Genomic DNA, 14,762 nt, shown 5'->3' on the forward strand with positions numbered 1-14,762 from the left:
GCCTCGCGCATCCCATCTTGGCCAGCGATCATCCGATCGCATCAAACAGGCCGGACATATGGATGCAAGCGATCCGATCACCTCAAAAGCTCTTGTGCCACGGGGGCCGTCCACATATGGGTCCCGGCCTTCGCCGGGACGACGCGGAACGAGATGCTCTATATTGGCGCCTGACCCCGAATCAGGCCGCTCATGCGCGTTTTCAGCGTTCCCCTCTCCGTTCCGTTCCTGCGTACCGTCATCGCCGCGCTGGTGGACGGTCGCCTGGTCACGGGATTCGACGCGCGCGATAATCCCGAAAAGCTGGCTGACGCGACGCTTTATCTGCCGACGCGGCGTGCGGGCCGGCTTGCGCGGGAGATCTTCCTCGATGTCCTGGATACGGATGCCGCCGTGCTGCCGCGCATCATTGCGCTTGGCGACATCGACGAAGATGAACTCGCTTTCGCGGAAGAGGCGGAACAATTCAGCGGCGCAGCGCCGCTGGAGATTCCGCCCAAGCTTGGCGAACTCGAGCGGCGGCTGACATTGGCGAGATTGGTGGCAGCCTGGGCCAAGAGCCCGGTGACCGCGCCGCAGGTGGTCGGCGGCCCCGCATCGACGCTGCAACTCGCCGGCGATCTCGCGCGCCTGATGGACGACATGGTGACGCGCGGCGTCGAGTGGAGCGCGCTCGACCGGCTGGTCCCCGATCAGCTTGACCAATATTGGCAGCATTCGCTGGATTTCCTGCGGATCGCGCGCCAGGCCTGGCCAGCCTATCTCGCCGAGGTCGGCCGCATCGAGCCGGCGGCGCGGCGCGACCTCTTGATCGCGGCCGAAACCGCGCGACTGACTGCGCAATCTAATGGCCCCGTGATCGCGGCGGGCTCAACCGGTTCGATGCCGACGACGGCCAAGTTTCTCCACGCGGTAGCCAAGCTGCCGCACGGCGCGGTCGTGCTGCCCGGACTCGATACCGATCTTGATGAAGAGTCCTGGGACACGATCGGCGGCATGCGCGACGCCAAGGGCAAATTCACCACGCCGCCGGCGTCGAATCATCCGCAATTCGCCATGCACGCGCTGCTCGACCGTTTCGGCATCAAGCGTGACGAGGTCGAGATTCTGGGCGAGCCGGCGCCACACGGGCGCGAAATGCTGATGTCGGAAACAATGCGGCCGTCCACCGCCACAGCGCAATGGCACGACCGCCTCGAACAGCCCGAAATCGCCGAGAAGATTTCCGCCGGCATGAACGGCGTTGCCGTCGTCGAGGCGCCGAATCCGGAGATGGAAGCGCTCGCCATTGCGATTGCGATGCGCGAGGCGCGGCATCTCAACAAATCAGCCGCGCTGGTGACGCCGGACCGCGCTTTGGCGCGGCGGGTGATGGCGGCGCTGACGCGCTGGAATCTCGAATTCGACGATTCCGGCGGTGAAGCGCTGATGGACACGCCATCGGGCATTTTCGCCCGCCTCACCGCGGAAGCCGCGACCAGGGGGCTGGAGCCGCCGACACTGCTCGCGCTCTTGAAACATCCGCTGTTTCGGCTCGATGCCGCGCCCGGCGCACACCGGCGCGTAACCGAAGTATTGGAGCTGGCGCTCTTGCGGGGAACGCGGCCGCAAGCAGGCAGCGAAGGCCTTGCCCGCGACTTCGAACGTTTCCGCAGCGAACTCGGCAAGCTCCACCGCGGCGAGACTTCATCGCTGCATCCTCTGGAGCGGCGGACCCGGCTCCGCGACGTCGAGCTCGACCAGGCGCAGTCGCTGATATCAAAGCTGAGGGCGGCGCTTGCACCGCTCGAAAGCCTCAGCGCGTCCAAGCCTTACGATTTTGCCGAGCTGGCACTGCGGCATCGCGAGGCTCTCACCGCATTGTCCTGCGATCAGCACGGCATCGCCGTCGCCTTCGAGGAGCAGGCAGGCTCCGTGCTCGCATCCGCGTTCGATGATCTCGTCGGCGCAAAAAAGCTGAGCGGGGTGATGGTCCCGCTCGCCGATTATCCTGACGTCTTCCAGACCGCGTTCGCCGACCGCATGGTGCGCCGCCCCGAATCGCCATGCGCGCAACTGCACATCTTCGGTCAGCTCGAAGCGCGACTGACGGAGACCGATCGCGTGATTCTCGGCGGGCTTGTCGAAGGCGTCTGGCCGCCGGCGCCGCGGATTGATCCCTGGCTCAGCCGGCCGATGCGGCACGAGCTCGGCCTCGACCTGCCGGAACGGCGTATCGGCCTTTCCGCGCATGACTTCGCGCAACTGCTCGGCACTGATGATGTGATCCTCAGCCACTCGGCAAAGGTCGGTGGCGCGCCGGCGGTGGCCTCGCGCTTCCTGCACCGGTGTGAGGCGGTCGCAGGCGAGGCGCGCTGGAAGAGCGCGAAAGCACTAGGCGAGAAATACGTCCATTACGCCGCCGAGCTCGACCGGCCGGACAAGGTCGAGCCGATCGCGCAGCCCGCGCCGAAGCCGCCGCTCGCGACAAGGCCGCTCAAGATGTCGGTGACCGCGATCGAGGACTGGCTGCGCGATCCCTATACGATCTACGCAAGATATATCCTCAGGCTCGACCCGCTCGATCCGGTCGACATGCCGCTGTCGGCGGCTGATCGCGGCTCGGCGATCCACGCCGCGCTCGGCGAATTCACGCAAGCCTTTGCTGCCGCGCTGCCGGATGATCCGCTTCGCGCGCTCCGCGAGATCGGCGGCAAGCATTTTGCGCCGCTGATGGAACGCCCCGAGGCACGGGCGCTGTGGTGGCCGCGCTTCCAGCGCATCGCCACATGGTTCGCCGAATGGGAGACCGCGCGGCGCGGCGATATCGCCGCCATCACCGCCGAGATCCGTGGCGAGATCGGCATCCCCCTGGACAATGCGCGCACCTTCATGCTTTCGGCGCGCGCCGACCGGATCGAGCGTGACCGCGACGGCTCGTTCGCGATCCTCGACTACAAGACCGGGCAGCCGCCGACCGGCAAGCAGGTGCGCATGGGACTGTCGCCGCAGCTCACGCTGGAAGCCGCGATCCTGCGCGAAGGCGGCTTCGAGGGAATTCCCGCCGGCGCGTCCGTCGGCGAGCTCACCTATGTCAGGCTGAGCGGCAACAACCCGCCGGGCGAGCAGCGGACGCTGGAATTGAAGATCAGGCCGGGCGATACGCCGCAACCGCCCGACGATGCCGCCGACCACGCGCGGCGGGAATTGGAAAAGCTGATCCGCCACTTCGAGGACGAGAACCAGGCCTACACCTCGCTGAATCTCTCGATGTGGGCCAATCGCTACGGCACCTATGACGACCTCGCCCGCATCAAAGAGTGGTCCGCGGCCGGCGGCCTGGGATTGGAGGAATGGTGAAAGCGCCCCGCCCCATTCCCGACGCCGTGCGCGCCACGCAGGCGCGCGCGTCCGATCCCAAGGCGTCCGCCTTCGTGTCTGCCAATGCCGGTTCGGGCAAGACCCATGTGCTGGTGCAGCGCGTGATCCGGCTGTTGCTGGAGGGCACACCGCCCGAGAAGATCCTCTGCATCACCTTCACCAAGGCGGCCGCGGCCAACATGGCCGAGCGGGTGTTCTCCACGCTCGGCCATTGGGTCACCCTCGACGATGCCGCGCTGGACACCGCGATCCGCGAGGCCGGCATCGCGCACCCCACAACGAGGCTCCGGAGAGAAGCGCGAAAGCTGTTCGCCTGCGCACTGGAGACGCCGGGCGGGCTGAAGGTGCAGACCATCCACGCGCTGTGCACCCGCCTGCTGCAGCAGTTCCCGTTCGAGGCCAATGTGCCGGCGCGGTTTGCCGTGCTCGACGAGCGCGACCAGAACGAGATGATGGAGCGCGCCAATCTCGCCGTGCTGCTGGAAGCCTCGCGCAATCCCGACAGCGCCACCGGTCGCGCGTTGATGGTGGCGATGGCGAGCGCGGCCGACGTCACCTTCAAGGACGTGGTGCGCGAGGCCTGCCTCAGCCGCGATCATTTCATGGCCTGGACCGATGCCGCGGGCAGCGCGGAAACGGCCGCCGCAGAGATGTCAAAAGCGCTTGGTGTTGCCGCGAATGATTCGATCGAGGATGTCGAGCGCGCGATCCTGGACGGCCCCTATCTGTCACGCGCGCGCTGGGAAGACATTGCGCTCGTCCTCGATACCGGCAACAAGTCCGACCAGGACCAGGCGGCGCGCTTGCGTGAGGCGCTTGTCTTCACCGGCAGCGCGCAGGTCGACGCCTATCTCGCTGTCTTCCTCACGGACGCCGACCGCACGCCGCGCAAGTCGGTGGTGACGAAGAAATTCTTCGACAACAATCCCGCCATCGGGCGGCTGTTCGAGGCGGAAAGCCAGCGCATCCATCCGCTGATCGAGCGCCGCCGCGCCGTGACGATCCGCGACCGCACCGAGGCGCTGCTGCACATCGCGACCGCGGCGGCTGCGAACTACCGGCGCGAAAAACTCGAGCGCGGCCTGCTCGATTACGACGACCTCATCGACAAGACGCTGGAGATGCTCGACCGCGTCTCCTCAGGCTGGGTGCACTACAAGCTCGACCGCGGCGTCGATCACGTCCTGATCGACGAGGCGCAGGATACCAGCCCGAAGCAATGGGACATCGTCGCGCACATCATCTCCGAGTTCACCTCCGGCGCCGGCGCGCGCGACGGGGTGATGCGGACGGTGTTCGCGGTCGGCGACGAGAAGCAATCGATCTTCTCGTTCCAGGGGGCGGCCCCGCATGAATTCGATTTGCGCCGCCGCGAGTTGAAGAAAAAGTTCGAGGATGCCGGGCTGAAATTCGATCCGGTCTCCTTCACCTATTCCTTCCGTTCCGGGCCGACGATCCTGCAATCGGTCGACCACGTGTTCCGCGAACAGGAGATCTATCGCAGCATCCACGCGGTCGAGAACGGCTATCCGCACCACAATGCGCTGGCCGACGCCGGGCCCAGCATGATCGAACTCTGGGAGCTTGCGGAAGCCGACGACAGGCAGGACATTGAAGGCTGGCGCGCGCCGTTCGACGGCGTCTCCGTCACCAGTCCGGAAGTGAAGCTGGCAAAGCGCATCCAGGCCGAGATCAGGCGGCTGGTGGAAAGCGGCACCATGACCGGCAGCCGCGGCAACCGCCGGCCGCTCACCTATGGCGATGTCCTGGTGCTGGTGCGAAGGCGCGGCAACGCGTTCGACGCGGTGATCCAGGCGCTGAAGCACGCCAATATCCCGGTCGCCGGCGCCGACCGACTGAAGTTGACCGAGCACATCGCGATCATCGACCTGATGAACCTCGCGGACGCGCTGCTGCTGCCGCAGGACGATCTGGCGTTGGCGGTCGCGCTGAAGAGCCCGCTGTTCGGCCTCGATGACGACGATCTGTTCAAGCTGGCCTGGGAGCGCAAGGGATCGCTGCGCCAGGCGCTGGCGCAGCATGCGGCGACCGACGTGCGCCTCACGGCCGCGCTGAAACGGCTCGAGCGATGCGAGCGGCGTTTGGCCGATTCGACCCCGTTCGCCTTCTATGCCTGGCTGCTTGGCGGCGACGGCGGGCGGGCGCGCATCCTGGGGCGGCTCGGCCATGAGGCCAACGACGCGCTCGACGAATTCCTCGAGCTGGCGCTCGCGCATGAGCGCAAGGCACCCAGCTCGCTGCAGGGCTTTGTGGCCTGGCTCCGCGCGGCCGACACGGAGGTGAAGCGCGACATGGAGATTTCGCGCGACGAGGTGCGCGTGATGACCGTGCATGGCGCCAAGGGGCTGGAAGGCTCCGTCGTGTTCCTGGTGGACACCACGACCTCGCCCGCGGACACGCAGCGCCTGCGGCTGATTCATCTGCCACAGGGCAACAGCGCGCCGAACGCGCCCGGCGTCGTGGTCTGGGCCGGCCGGAAGGCCGAAGATGCAGGTCCCGTCGCCAAGGCGCGCGAGGCGATGCTGGAGGAGACCGAGGACGAATATCGCCGCCTGCTCTATGTCGCGATGACCCGCGCCGCCGATCGATTGATCGTTGGCGGCTGCATGCCCGGCAACATGAAGAAGGTCCGGACTTCCTCCTGGTATGACCTGATCGACAAGGGCCTCGCCAATTCCGGCCTCGGCTTGCAGGAGATCGAGACCCCGGCGGGCCTAGTGAAGCGCTATTTCCGGCCCGAGGATACCGATCCTGCGACCGGCGTCGCGGTGTCGGGGGCGCCGCAGCCGATCGAGCTGCCGTCCTGGCTGCAGCGGCCGGCGCCGACTGAACTCGCCGCCGACAGCCGGCTGCGACCGTCCGACCCCAGCGACGACAGCCGCCGCGTCCGCAGCGGCGAGCAGCTCTTACAGCGCGCCCGCGCGATCCAGCGCGGCACGCTGGTGCACCGGCTGTTGCAGTCGCTGCCGGATATCGCACCCGAGCGCCGGCCCAGCGCGGCGCTCTCCTATCTTGAGCGCAACGCCGAGGATTGGACCGTCGAGGAGCGTGGGGCGCTGGCCGAAAGCGTGCTGGCCCTGATCGCCGATCCCCGTTTCGCAGCCGTGTTCGCCACTGGCAGCCGGGCGGAAGTCTCCATCGTCGGCCGGCTGGATCGGCCCGGACAGTCGCCGGCGCTGGTGTCCGGCCAGATCGACCGGCTGGTGGTGACGCCGGACGAAATCCTGATCGTCGACTTCAAGACCAACCACGCCCCGCCGAAAAGTGCGGCCGAGGCGCCGCGGGCCTACGTCCGGCAGCTCGCGCTATACCGGGCGGTGCTGCGCAAGCTTTATCCCGGACGCCCCGTCCGTGCCGCCCTGCTCTGGACCGAAAGTACTGAATTGATGGAGGTTTCCGCCTCCGCGCTGGACAGGGAGCTGGCATCCCATCATGCTGGCGTGACCGAGCTTGACCCGGCAGGGGCGCGTTCATAGGTTTGACGTATGATCCCGGGCGCGACTCAGTCGCGCCCTTTTCTTCCAACCAAACGAGGTATCCCATGTCCGTTGGCAAGGTTTCTGACGCCAATTTCGAAGCCGAAGTGCTCAACGCGACCGGGCCTGTCGTGGTCGATTTCTGGGCCGAATGGTGTGGCCCCTGCCGCATGATCGCGCCCGCGCTGGACGAGATCGCCGGTTCGATGGGCGACAAGGTCAAGATCGTGAAGCTCAACGTCGACGAGAGCCCGAAGACGGCTTCCAAATATGGCGTGATGTCGATCCCGACCCTGATGATCTTCAAGGGCGGCGAGATGGCCTCGCGCCAGGTCGGCGCGGCGCCGAAGGCGAAGCTGCAGCAGTGGATTTCCGCTGCGGTCTGATCCGGTAATTTCCTTGGAATAATTTTCGACAGCGGCCGGCGGATAGCCGGCCGTTTTGCTTTATTCGCACGAACGCCGTTCGAGAATCGTAGCCCGGATAGAGCGCAGCGCAATCCGGGGTTCTCCCCACGTGGACAGACTTTTCCCGGGTTTACGCTGCGCTTCACCCGGGCTACGGGAGCTGGAGCCTTCACACCGGCGGCGTGCCGTTCACATCCAGCACATGGCCGGCGAGATAGAGTGAGCCCGTGATCAGGATGCGCGGCGACACCTCGTAGGCGAGGCTCGATAGCGCCTGCAGCGCGGCCTCCACGCTAGCAGCGATCTCGACGCGCATGCCGAACGCGCGCGCCGCATCCGCCAGCCGATCCGGTGGCATGGCGCCCGGGCGGCCGGGAATCTCGACCGCGATGATGTGGCGCGTCAGGCCGGCGAAATTGGCCAGGAAGCCGGATGCATCCTTGTTCGCCATCATGCCGGCGATCACGACCAGCGGACGCGACACGCGCTCCTCGAGATCGCCGACTGCGGTGGCCGCCACGCGCCCGCCTTCGGCATTGTGTCCGCCATCGAGCCAGATCTCCGAGCCCGCCGGCGCCAGATTGACCAGCTCACCCGACGCCAGCCGCTGCATCCGCGCCGGCCATTCGGCACTGACGATGCCAGCCTCGAACACCGCGATCCCGATCTTGAACGCGTCGATCGCACGCAGCGTCGCGATCGCAAGCCCGGCATTGTCGAACTGGTGACGACCGAACAGTTTTGGCGCCGCCAGATCCATCAGGCCGCGGTCATCCTGGTAGACCAGCCGGCCGCGCTCGACCCCGACATGCCATTGCTGTCCGGCCACGTGCAGCGGCGCGCGCCGGCGCGCCGCCTGCACCTCGACGACCGACATCGCATCAGCCGATTGCTCGGCACAGACCACCGGTACGCCGCGTTTGATGATCGCGGCCTTCTCACCGGCGACCGCGGTCAGCGTGTCGCCGAGGAATTCGGTGTGATCCATGCTGATCGGCGCGATGACGGAGGCGAGCGGCGTCTCGACCACATTGGTCGAATCCAGCCTGCCGCCGAGACCGACCTCCAGCAGCGTGACGTCCGCCGCATGCATGGCGAACAGGCAGAACGCCGCCGCGGTCTCGATCTCGAAGATCGTAATCGGCTGGCCGTCGTTGACGCGTTCGCAATGCTCGAGCACCGCGCGCAATTCGTCATCGCCGACCAGCATGCCGCCACCGACGCGGCCAAGGCGATAGCATTCGTTCAGTCGCACCAGATAGGGCGATGTGAAGACATGGACGCGCAAACCGGCCGCTTCCAGGATCGCACGCAAATAGGCGATCGTGGAGCCCTTGCCGTTGGTGCCGGCGACATGGATCACCGGCGGCAGCTTCCGCTCGGGATGATCGAGCCGCGCGAGCAGTCCGTGCATGCGATCGAGGCTGAGGTCGATCGTCTTCGGATGCAGCGCCGACAGGCGCGCAACCAACTCGCCGAGCGGCGGCGATGGTTGGGCGGCCGGTACGCTCACGCGTGCGGCGCTGCCGGCACGGTTTCCGGTGCCGAGACGATCTGGGTAGGTGCCGTGACCTCCGGCGCAGGCTTCGAGGGAACCTGCAGCGGCGGCGATTTGGTGAGCAGGCGGCACAGCCGCGCCAGCGTCGCGCGCATGTCGTGGCGATGCACGACCATGTCGACCATGCCGTGGTCGCGCAGATATTCGGCGCGCTGGAATCCTTCCGGCAATTTCTCGCGGATGGTCTGCTCGATCACGCGCGCGCCGGCGAAGCCGATCAGCGCGCCCGGCTCGGCGATTTGCACGTCGCCCAGCATCGCATAGGAGGCGGTGACGCCGCCGGTGGTCGGGTTGGTCAGCACGACGATATAGGGCTGCTTGGCCTCGCGCAGCATCTGCACGCCCACGGTCGTGCGCGGCATCTGCATCAGCGACAGGATGCCTTCCTGCATCCGCGCGCCGCCCGAGGCTGCGAACACGATGAAGGGCGACTTCTTTTCGACCGCGAGCTCGAGCCCGCGCACCATCGCTTCACCGGCGGCCATGCCGAGCGAGCCGCCCATGAAGTCGAAATCCTGCACCGCGATGACGGCGCCCATGCCTTCGAGTTTGCCGTAGCCGACCTTGATCGCGTCATTCAGCGAAGTCTTGGCCCGCGCATCCTTGATGCGGTCGACATATTTGCGCTCGTCGCGGAACTTCAGCGGATCGGACGTCACCTCCGGCAGCGCCACGTCGAACCAGGTCTCGTTGTCGAAGATCGACTTCAGCCGCGCCACAGCGCCCATGCGCATGTGGTAGTTCGAGCCGGGAATGACGAACTGGTTGGCCTCGACGTCCTTGTAGAACACGAGCTGCCCGGAATCCGGGCACTTGATCCAAAGATTCTCCGGCGTCTCGCGCCGCAGGATGCTGCGGATCTTCGGCCGGACGACATTGGTGAGCCAGTTCATGCTTCGCTCCGAAATGCGGTCAGTTCCGCATTAGGTCAGTATATGGCGGGCCGGGTAACGCCCAGCAAGCCGCGCTGCGACGACGATTGCAGCCTATTCGGCCGCTTGTTTGGCGCCCCACACGCCCTGCGCCAATGCGGCGGCAAGATCGGCCACGGCGGTCACGGTCCTGGCGGTAGCCCGCCCCTCCGCATCCAGGCTGCCGCGCAGGGCATCGACCAGCGCGGTGCCGACCACCGCACCATTGGCGCTTCGGGCGATCGCCCGCGCCGCTTCCGGGGTGCGGATGCCGAAACCGACGCAGACCGGCAGCCTGGTATGCCGCTTGATCCGCGCCACCGCTTCGCCGACCGCCTTGGTGTCCGCCGCCGCTGCGCCGGTGATGCCGGTAATCGAGACATAGTAGACGAAACCCGAGGTGTTCGCGAGCACCGCCGGCAGGCGCTTGTCGTCGGTGGTCGGCGTCGCCAGGCGGATGAAATTGAGCCCGGCCTTCATCGCCGGCAGGCACAGCTCGGTGTCCTCCTCCGGCGGCAGGTCGACGATGATCAGGCCATCGACGCCCGCGGCCTTGGCATCGGTGAGGAACTTGTCGACGCCGTAGATGTAGATCGGATTGTAATAGCCCATCAACACCAGCGGCGTGGCGTCATCGTCCTTGCGGAAGCTGCGCACCATTTCGAGCGTCTTCCTGAGCGTCATGCCGCCCTTGAGCGCGCGCAAGCCGGCCGCCTGGATCGACGGACCATCCGCCATCGGATCGGTGAAGGGCATGCCGATCTCGATGATATCAGCACCGGCCTTCGGCAGCGCCTTGAGGATGTCGAGCGACGTCGCAGGGTCCGGATCGCCGGCCATCACGAAGGTGACAAAGGCGGAGCGGCCCTGCTTCGCGAGCTCGGCAAAACGTGCATCGATACGGGTGGTCACTTGTTTCGGCCCTTCAAGATGTCGCCGACTTGCGGCACGTCCTTGTCGCCGCGGCCGGAGAGGTTGACCACCATCAGGTGATCCCCGGGTCGCTTCGGTGCGAGCTCCATCACCTTGGCGATGGCATGCGCGGGCTCCAGCGCCGGGATGATGCCTTCGAGCCGCGACAGCAATTGGAAGGCTTCCAGCGCCTCTTCGTCGGTCGCCGAGAGATAGTTGACGCGGCCGGTCTCGTGCAGCCAGGCGTGCTCGGGGCCGATGCCGGGATAGTCCAAACCGGCCGAGATCGAATGCGCTTCCTGGATCTGGCCGTCTTCGTCCATCAAGAGATAGGTGCGGTTACCGTGCAACACGCCGGGCCGGCCACCCGCGATCGACGCCGCATGCAATTGCGTCAGGCCGTGGCCGGCGGCTTCGACGCCAAATATCTCGACCGAGGGATCGTCGAGGAACGGATGGAACAGCCCCATCGCATTGGAGCCGCCGCCGATGCAGGCGACGAGCGAATCCGGCAGGCGGCCCTCGACCTCCTGCAATTGCTGGCGCGTCTCGATGCCGATGATCGACTGGAAGTCGCGCACCATCATCGGATAGGGATGCGGGCCGGCCACGGTGCCGATGCAGTAGAACGTGTTGTGCACATTGGTGACCCAGTCGCGCAGCGCATCGTTCATCGCATCCTTCAGCGTGCGCGCGCCCGACTGCACCGGGACCACCTTGGCGCCCAGCATCTCCATGCGGATCACATTGGGCTGCTGCCGCGCGACATCGACCGCGCCCATATAGACCACGCATTCGAGCCCGAACCGCGCGCACAGCGTCGCGGTGGCAACGCCGTGCTGGCCGGCGCCGGTCTCGGCGATGATGCGCTTCTTGCCCATGCGGCGCGCCAGCATGATCTGGCCGAGCACATTGTTGACCTTGTGCGAGCCGGTGTGGTTGAGCTCCTCGCGCTTGAAATAGATTTTTGCGCCGCCGAGATGCTCGGTCAGCCGCTCGGCGAAATAGATCGGCGACGGCCGGCCGACATAGTGCTTCAGATGGCCGTCCATCTCCTTCTGGAAGGCCGGATCGGCCTTGGCCTCGGCATAGGCCTTTTCGAGGTCGAGGATCAGCGGCATCAGCGTTTCCGCGACGAAGCGTCCGCCGAAAATGCCGAAATGCCCGCGCTCGTCGGGACCGCTGCGGAAAGAGTTGGGCAGTGCTGGGCTCATCGAACTATCTTTGTATCGGTTAGTGGCGCCGTTCCTGCTCCCTCGCCCAGCCCTTGCGGGGAGAGGGTCGGGGTGAGGGGCTCTCTCCACAAATTCGGTGAGAACTGTGACCGCGGTGGCTCCCCCTCACCCGGATCGCTGACGCGATCCGACCTCTCCCCGTGAACGGGGAGAGGTGAAGGAAGGTCTGTGGCGCGCGCGGCGCGGATGAAGGCACGGATCAATTCGGGATCTTTGATGCCGGGCGACCGTTCGACGCCGGACGAAATATCGACGCCGCCGGCACGGGTGACACGGACGGCCTCAGTGACATTGTCGGCGTTCAGCCCGCCTGAGACCATGAAGGGCAGCTCAAGCTGGAGCTTTTCGAGCACGTGCCAATCGAACACTGCACCGAGGCCGCCTGGCCGCGTCGCGCCTTTCGGGGCGCGGGCGTCGAACAGGATGCGGTCGGCGACCGCGGCATAGCCCGCAAGCGGTGCGAGATCGGCTGCTGTCTCGACCGCAAGTACCTTCATCACTTGCAGGCCGAACCTCTGCTTGATGTCGCGCACGCGCGCCACCGTCTCCTTGCCGTGCAGTTGCAGGATGTCAGGCTGCAGCGTCTCGACGATGTTTTCGAGCGTGGCGTCGTCTGCATCGACGGTGAGCGCCACCTTGGCGGCGCGGCCCTTCGCCTGCCGACCAAGCTCCCGCGCGGCCTCAAGCGCAAGATGCCGCGGCGAGGGCGGAAAGAACACAAAGCCCACCATGTCGGCACCGGCCTCGAGCGCGACGTCGAGCGTCTCGCGCGTGGACAGGCCGCAGATTTTGACGAGCAGGGACATGGTCTCTCAGGAGTGCTGCAACGGCCGAAACTGGCAGCTCCGGCACGGACGGGGCGGGTTCTACAACGTCGCGCCCTGCTTGTCTCGCCCGACGACCCCCGATGAACCGCCATTTGATGGGGCTGTGAGGCGACGCCGTTCGGCTTGCGCAGCGGCCAAGGTCGCCCGCAGATCGGCCAGTTCCGCCCGGGCCTGCCGGGCGTCAGCCTCATGCTGCCGCGCCGCGCGCCGCCAGCGATGCTGCCGGAACCAGGTCGCCATGCCGCCCGCGATCACGCCCAGGATCGCCACGATAATGAGCACCAGGAATAACGGCAGCGTTATCGCCACCGTCGGAGTGGTCGAATTGAACGGATCGAATGAAACCGTCACCAGGTGACGGTTCGCAACGGCGAAGATGATGAAGAACAGGCCAAGCAGGATGACGAGCAGCGTCGTGAAGAACTTTCGCATCACCATCCCTCGCAGCGGCCGACAATCGCGTGCCGATCTATAGCAACCGGAGACGCGGATGCGCCAGCGATCTCCGCGAGATCAGGCGCTCGATTCCGGCGAGCTACCGCCGCTGCCATCGGTGTCGCGGTTCAGGCGCTCGCGCATTTCCTTGCCGGTCTTGAAGAACGGAACGCTCTTCTGATCGACCGGCACATGCGCACCCGTTCGCGGATTGCGGCCGGCCCGCGCCGGACGATGCTTCACCGAGAACGCGCCGAACCCGCGCAGCTCAACCCGATCGCCGCGCGCCAGCGCAGCCACGATCTCATCGAGAATCGCATTGACGATGTTCTCGACATCCCGCTGGTAGAGATGCGGGTTGTGCTCGGCGATACGCTGAACAAGTTCGGATTTGATCATCGAGAATGTGGCCCGGGACCTTGCGGATATCCATTTCCGTGAAAATGCCTTGAACTGTCAAGACGCTAAATCACTTTTGGCGCCAAGGAAGAGCCGTGACAAATGGCCCGAACCCGGCTTTTCGCGATTCTCGCAATACGGGAGTGCGGCCAAAGACCGATTGTGCGCATCTCAATTGCTCCCCGAAGGCTGCCAAAGCGCCAGCATGCCATCCATGCCGAGCCGATCGACAGCCTGGGCGAGGCCGGTCTGCTCGATGCGGCGCGCTATTGCGCTCAAACCAAATGCATCGAGCGCGGCCGAAGCCGCCGTGCGCAGGAATGTCAGATCGCCGAAGCGCGGATTGAGCTTGTAGTCGCGCACCGGCAGTTCGCTCTTGATCTTCTTCTCCTGGACCAGCCAGGCGACCGCGGCCCTCTCATCGCCGAGCTGATCGATGAGCTTCAATTCCACCGCCTGCCGGCCGGTGAAGACACGACCGTCCGCGACCTTTTCAAGCAGGGCATCATCCATGCCGCGTCGCTCCTTCACGAGGCCGCGGAACCAGGCATAGGAATCCTTCACCAGCGCATCGATCGCGGCGCGTGCTTCCGGGCTGGTCGGCTCGAAGCCGTTGGGCGCGGCTTTCAGCGGCGAGGACTTTATCTCCTCGACCTTCACGCCCACGGTCTTCAGGAGCTCGCTGACATTCGGAAACTGGAACAACACGCCGATCGAGCCGACCAGCGAGCTCTGCTGCGCGACGATGTGGTCCGCGGCAATCGCGGTGATGTAACCGCCGGACGCCGCCAATCCCTCGACCACCACGACCAACGGCTTCTTCGCCTTCAGCCGCGTCAGCGCGTCGTAAAGCTGCTCGGAACCGGCGGTGGTGCCGCCGGGCGAATTGATATGGACGATGACGGCCGCGGCTTGCGACTTCTCCAGCCGCTCCAGCGCCTCGACACGATCCTGGTCGCTGCGGATCAGGCCCTCGATATTGATGCGTGCGATCGATCCCGCCGTCGTCAGCGAGCCGCGCCCGCCCGCTACGATCACGCCGACGCCGACAAGGGCCGCGATCGCAACCACCGCTGCCGCGACGCGCCAGAAGGTCAGCTTGCGGCGAATCCGGCGACGATCGACGATCACGTCTGAATCAAGCGACATCGAAAATCTCCAAAAGAGCTCAACGCGTTCTTGCAATCACAGGATGACGGAGAGGTTATCAAAATACATCAA

General features: G+C 65.9%; 10 protein-coding genes and 1 pseudogene. 3 read left to right on the top strand and 8 right to left on the bottom strand.

The genetic code is table 11. The features are described from left to right. Positions 1–192: 192 nt before the first annotated feature. The 3 genes from addB to trxA all read left to right on the top strand — a co-directional run bounded on the left by addB (position 193) and on the right by trxA (position 7,243). Entirely contained in the window at positions 193–3,339 is a 3,147-nt protein-coding gene (gene addB / locus ACZYOF_RS13640; protein ID WP_463716079.1) for a double-strand break repair protein AddB, read from the top strand. Next, positions 3,333–6,857, top strand: a complete 3,525-nt coding sequence (gene addA, locus ACZYOF_RS13645) for a double-strand break repair helicase AddA (RefSeq protein ID WP_463716080.1) — start codon at positions 3,333–3,335, stop codon at positions 6,855–6,857. Before addB ends, addA begins: the two co-directional genes overlap by 7 nt. A 65-nt stretch (positions 6,858–6,922) precedes the next feature. Beyond that, positions 6,923–7,243, top strand: coding sequence for a thioredoxin (gene trxA / locus ACZYOF_RS13650; RefSeq protein WP_282528719.1), 321 nt, complete (start codon positions 6,923–6,925; stop codon positions 7,241–7,243). Between the two features lie 190 nt (positions 7,244–7,433). On the opposite strand, the gene ACZYOF_RS13655 is transcribed toward trxA, so the two are convergent. From ACZYOF_RS13655 to sppA, 8 genes and pseudogenes are all read right to left on the bottom strand, one after another. Further along, a complete protein-coding gene (locus ACZYOF_RS13655; protein WP_463716081.1) occupies positions 7,434–8,777 on the bottom strand; it encodes a bifunctional folylpolyglutamate synthase/dihydrofolate synthase in 1,344 nt (447 codons plus the stop codon). Then, positions 8,774–9,715 (bottom strand): acetyl-CoA carboxylase, carboxyltransferase subunit beta, encoded by a 942-nt coding sequence (gene accD, locus ACZYOF_RS13660; RefSeq protein ID WP_463716082.1) that lies wholly within the window; start codon positions 9,713–9,715, stop codon positions 8,774–8,776. Before accD ends, ACZYOF_RS13655 begins: the two co-directional genes overlap by 4 nt. 93 nt (positions 9,716–9,808) lie before the next feature. Further along, positions 9,809–10,645, bottom strand: coding sequence for a tryptophan synthase subunit alpha (gene trpA / locus ACZYOF_RS13665; protein WP_463716083.1), 837 nt, complete (start codon positions 10,643–10,645; stop codon positions 9,809–9,811). Then, a complete protein-coding gene (trpB, locus tag ACZYOF_RS13670; protein ID WP_463716084.1) occupies positions 10,642–11,859 on the bottom strand; it encodes a tryptophan synthase subunit beta in 1,218 nt (405 codons plus the stop codon). Before trpB ends, trpA begins: the two co-directional genes overlap by 4 nt. A 188-nt stretch (positions 11,860–12,047) precedes the next feature. Further along, positions 12,048–12,686: pseudogene (locus tag ACZYOF_RS13675) on the bottom strand (phosphoribosylanthranilate isomerase); the annotation flags it as partial. Positions 12,687–12,746: 60 nt separating this feature from the next. Then, complete coding sequence (locus ACZYOF_RS13680; protein ID WP_463716085.1) at positions 12,747–13,139, bottom strand: LapA family protein; 393 nt, start codon at positions 13,137–13,139, stop codon at positions 12,747–12,749. Between the two features lie 81 nt (positions 13,140–13,220). Continuing rightward, positions 13,221–13,571 carry an integration host factor subunit beta gene (locus ACZYOF_RS13685; protein ID WP_282528752.1) on the bottom strand — a complete coding sequence of 117 codons (351 nt, stop codon included), beginning with the start codon at positions 13,569–13,571 and terminating at the stop codon, positions 13,221–13,223. A gap of 141 nt (positions 13,572–13,712) precedes the next feature. Then, positions 13,713–14,690, bottom strand: coding sequence for a signal peptide peptidase SppA (sppA, locus tag ACZYOF_RS13690; protein ID WP_463716086.1), 978 nt, complete (start codon positions 14,688–14,690; stop codon positions 13,713–13,715). Between the last annotated feature and the right edge of the window lie 72 nt (positions 14,691–14,762).

Source organism: Bradyrhizobium sp. LeoA1Lang, assembly GCF_055413685.1.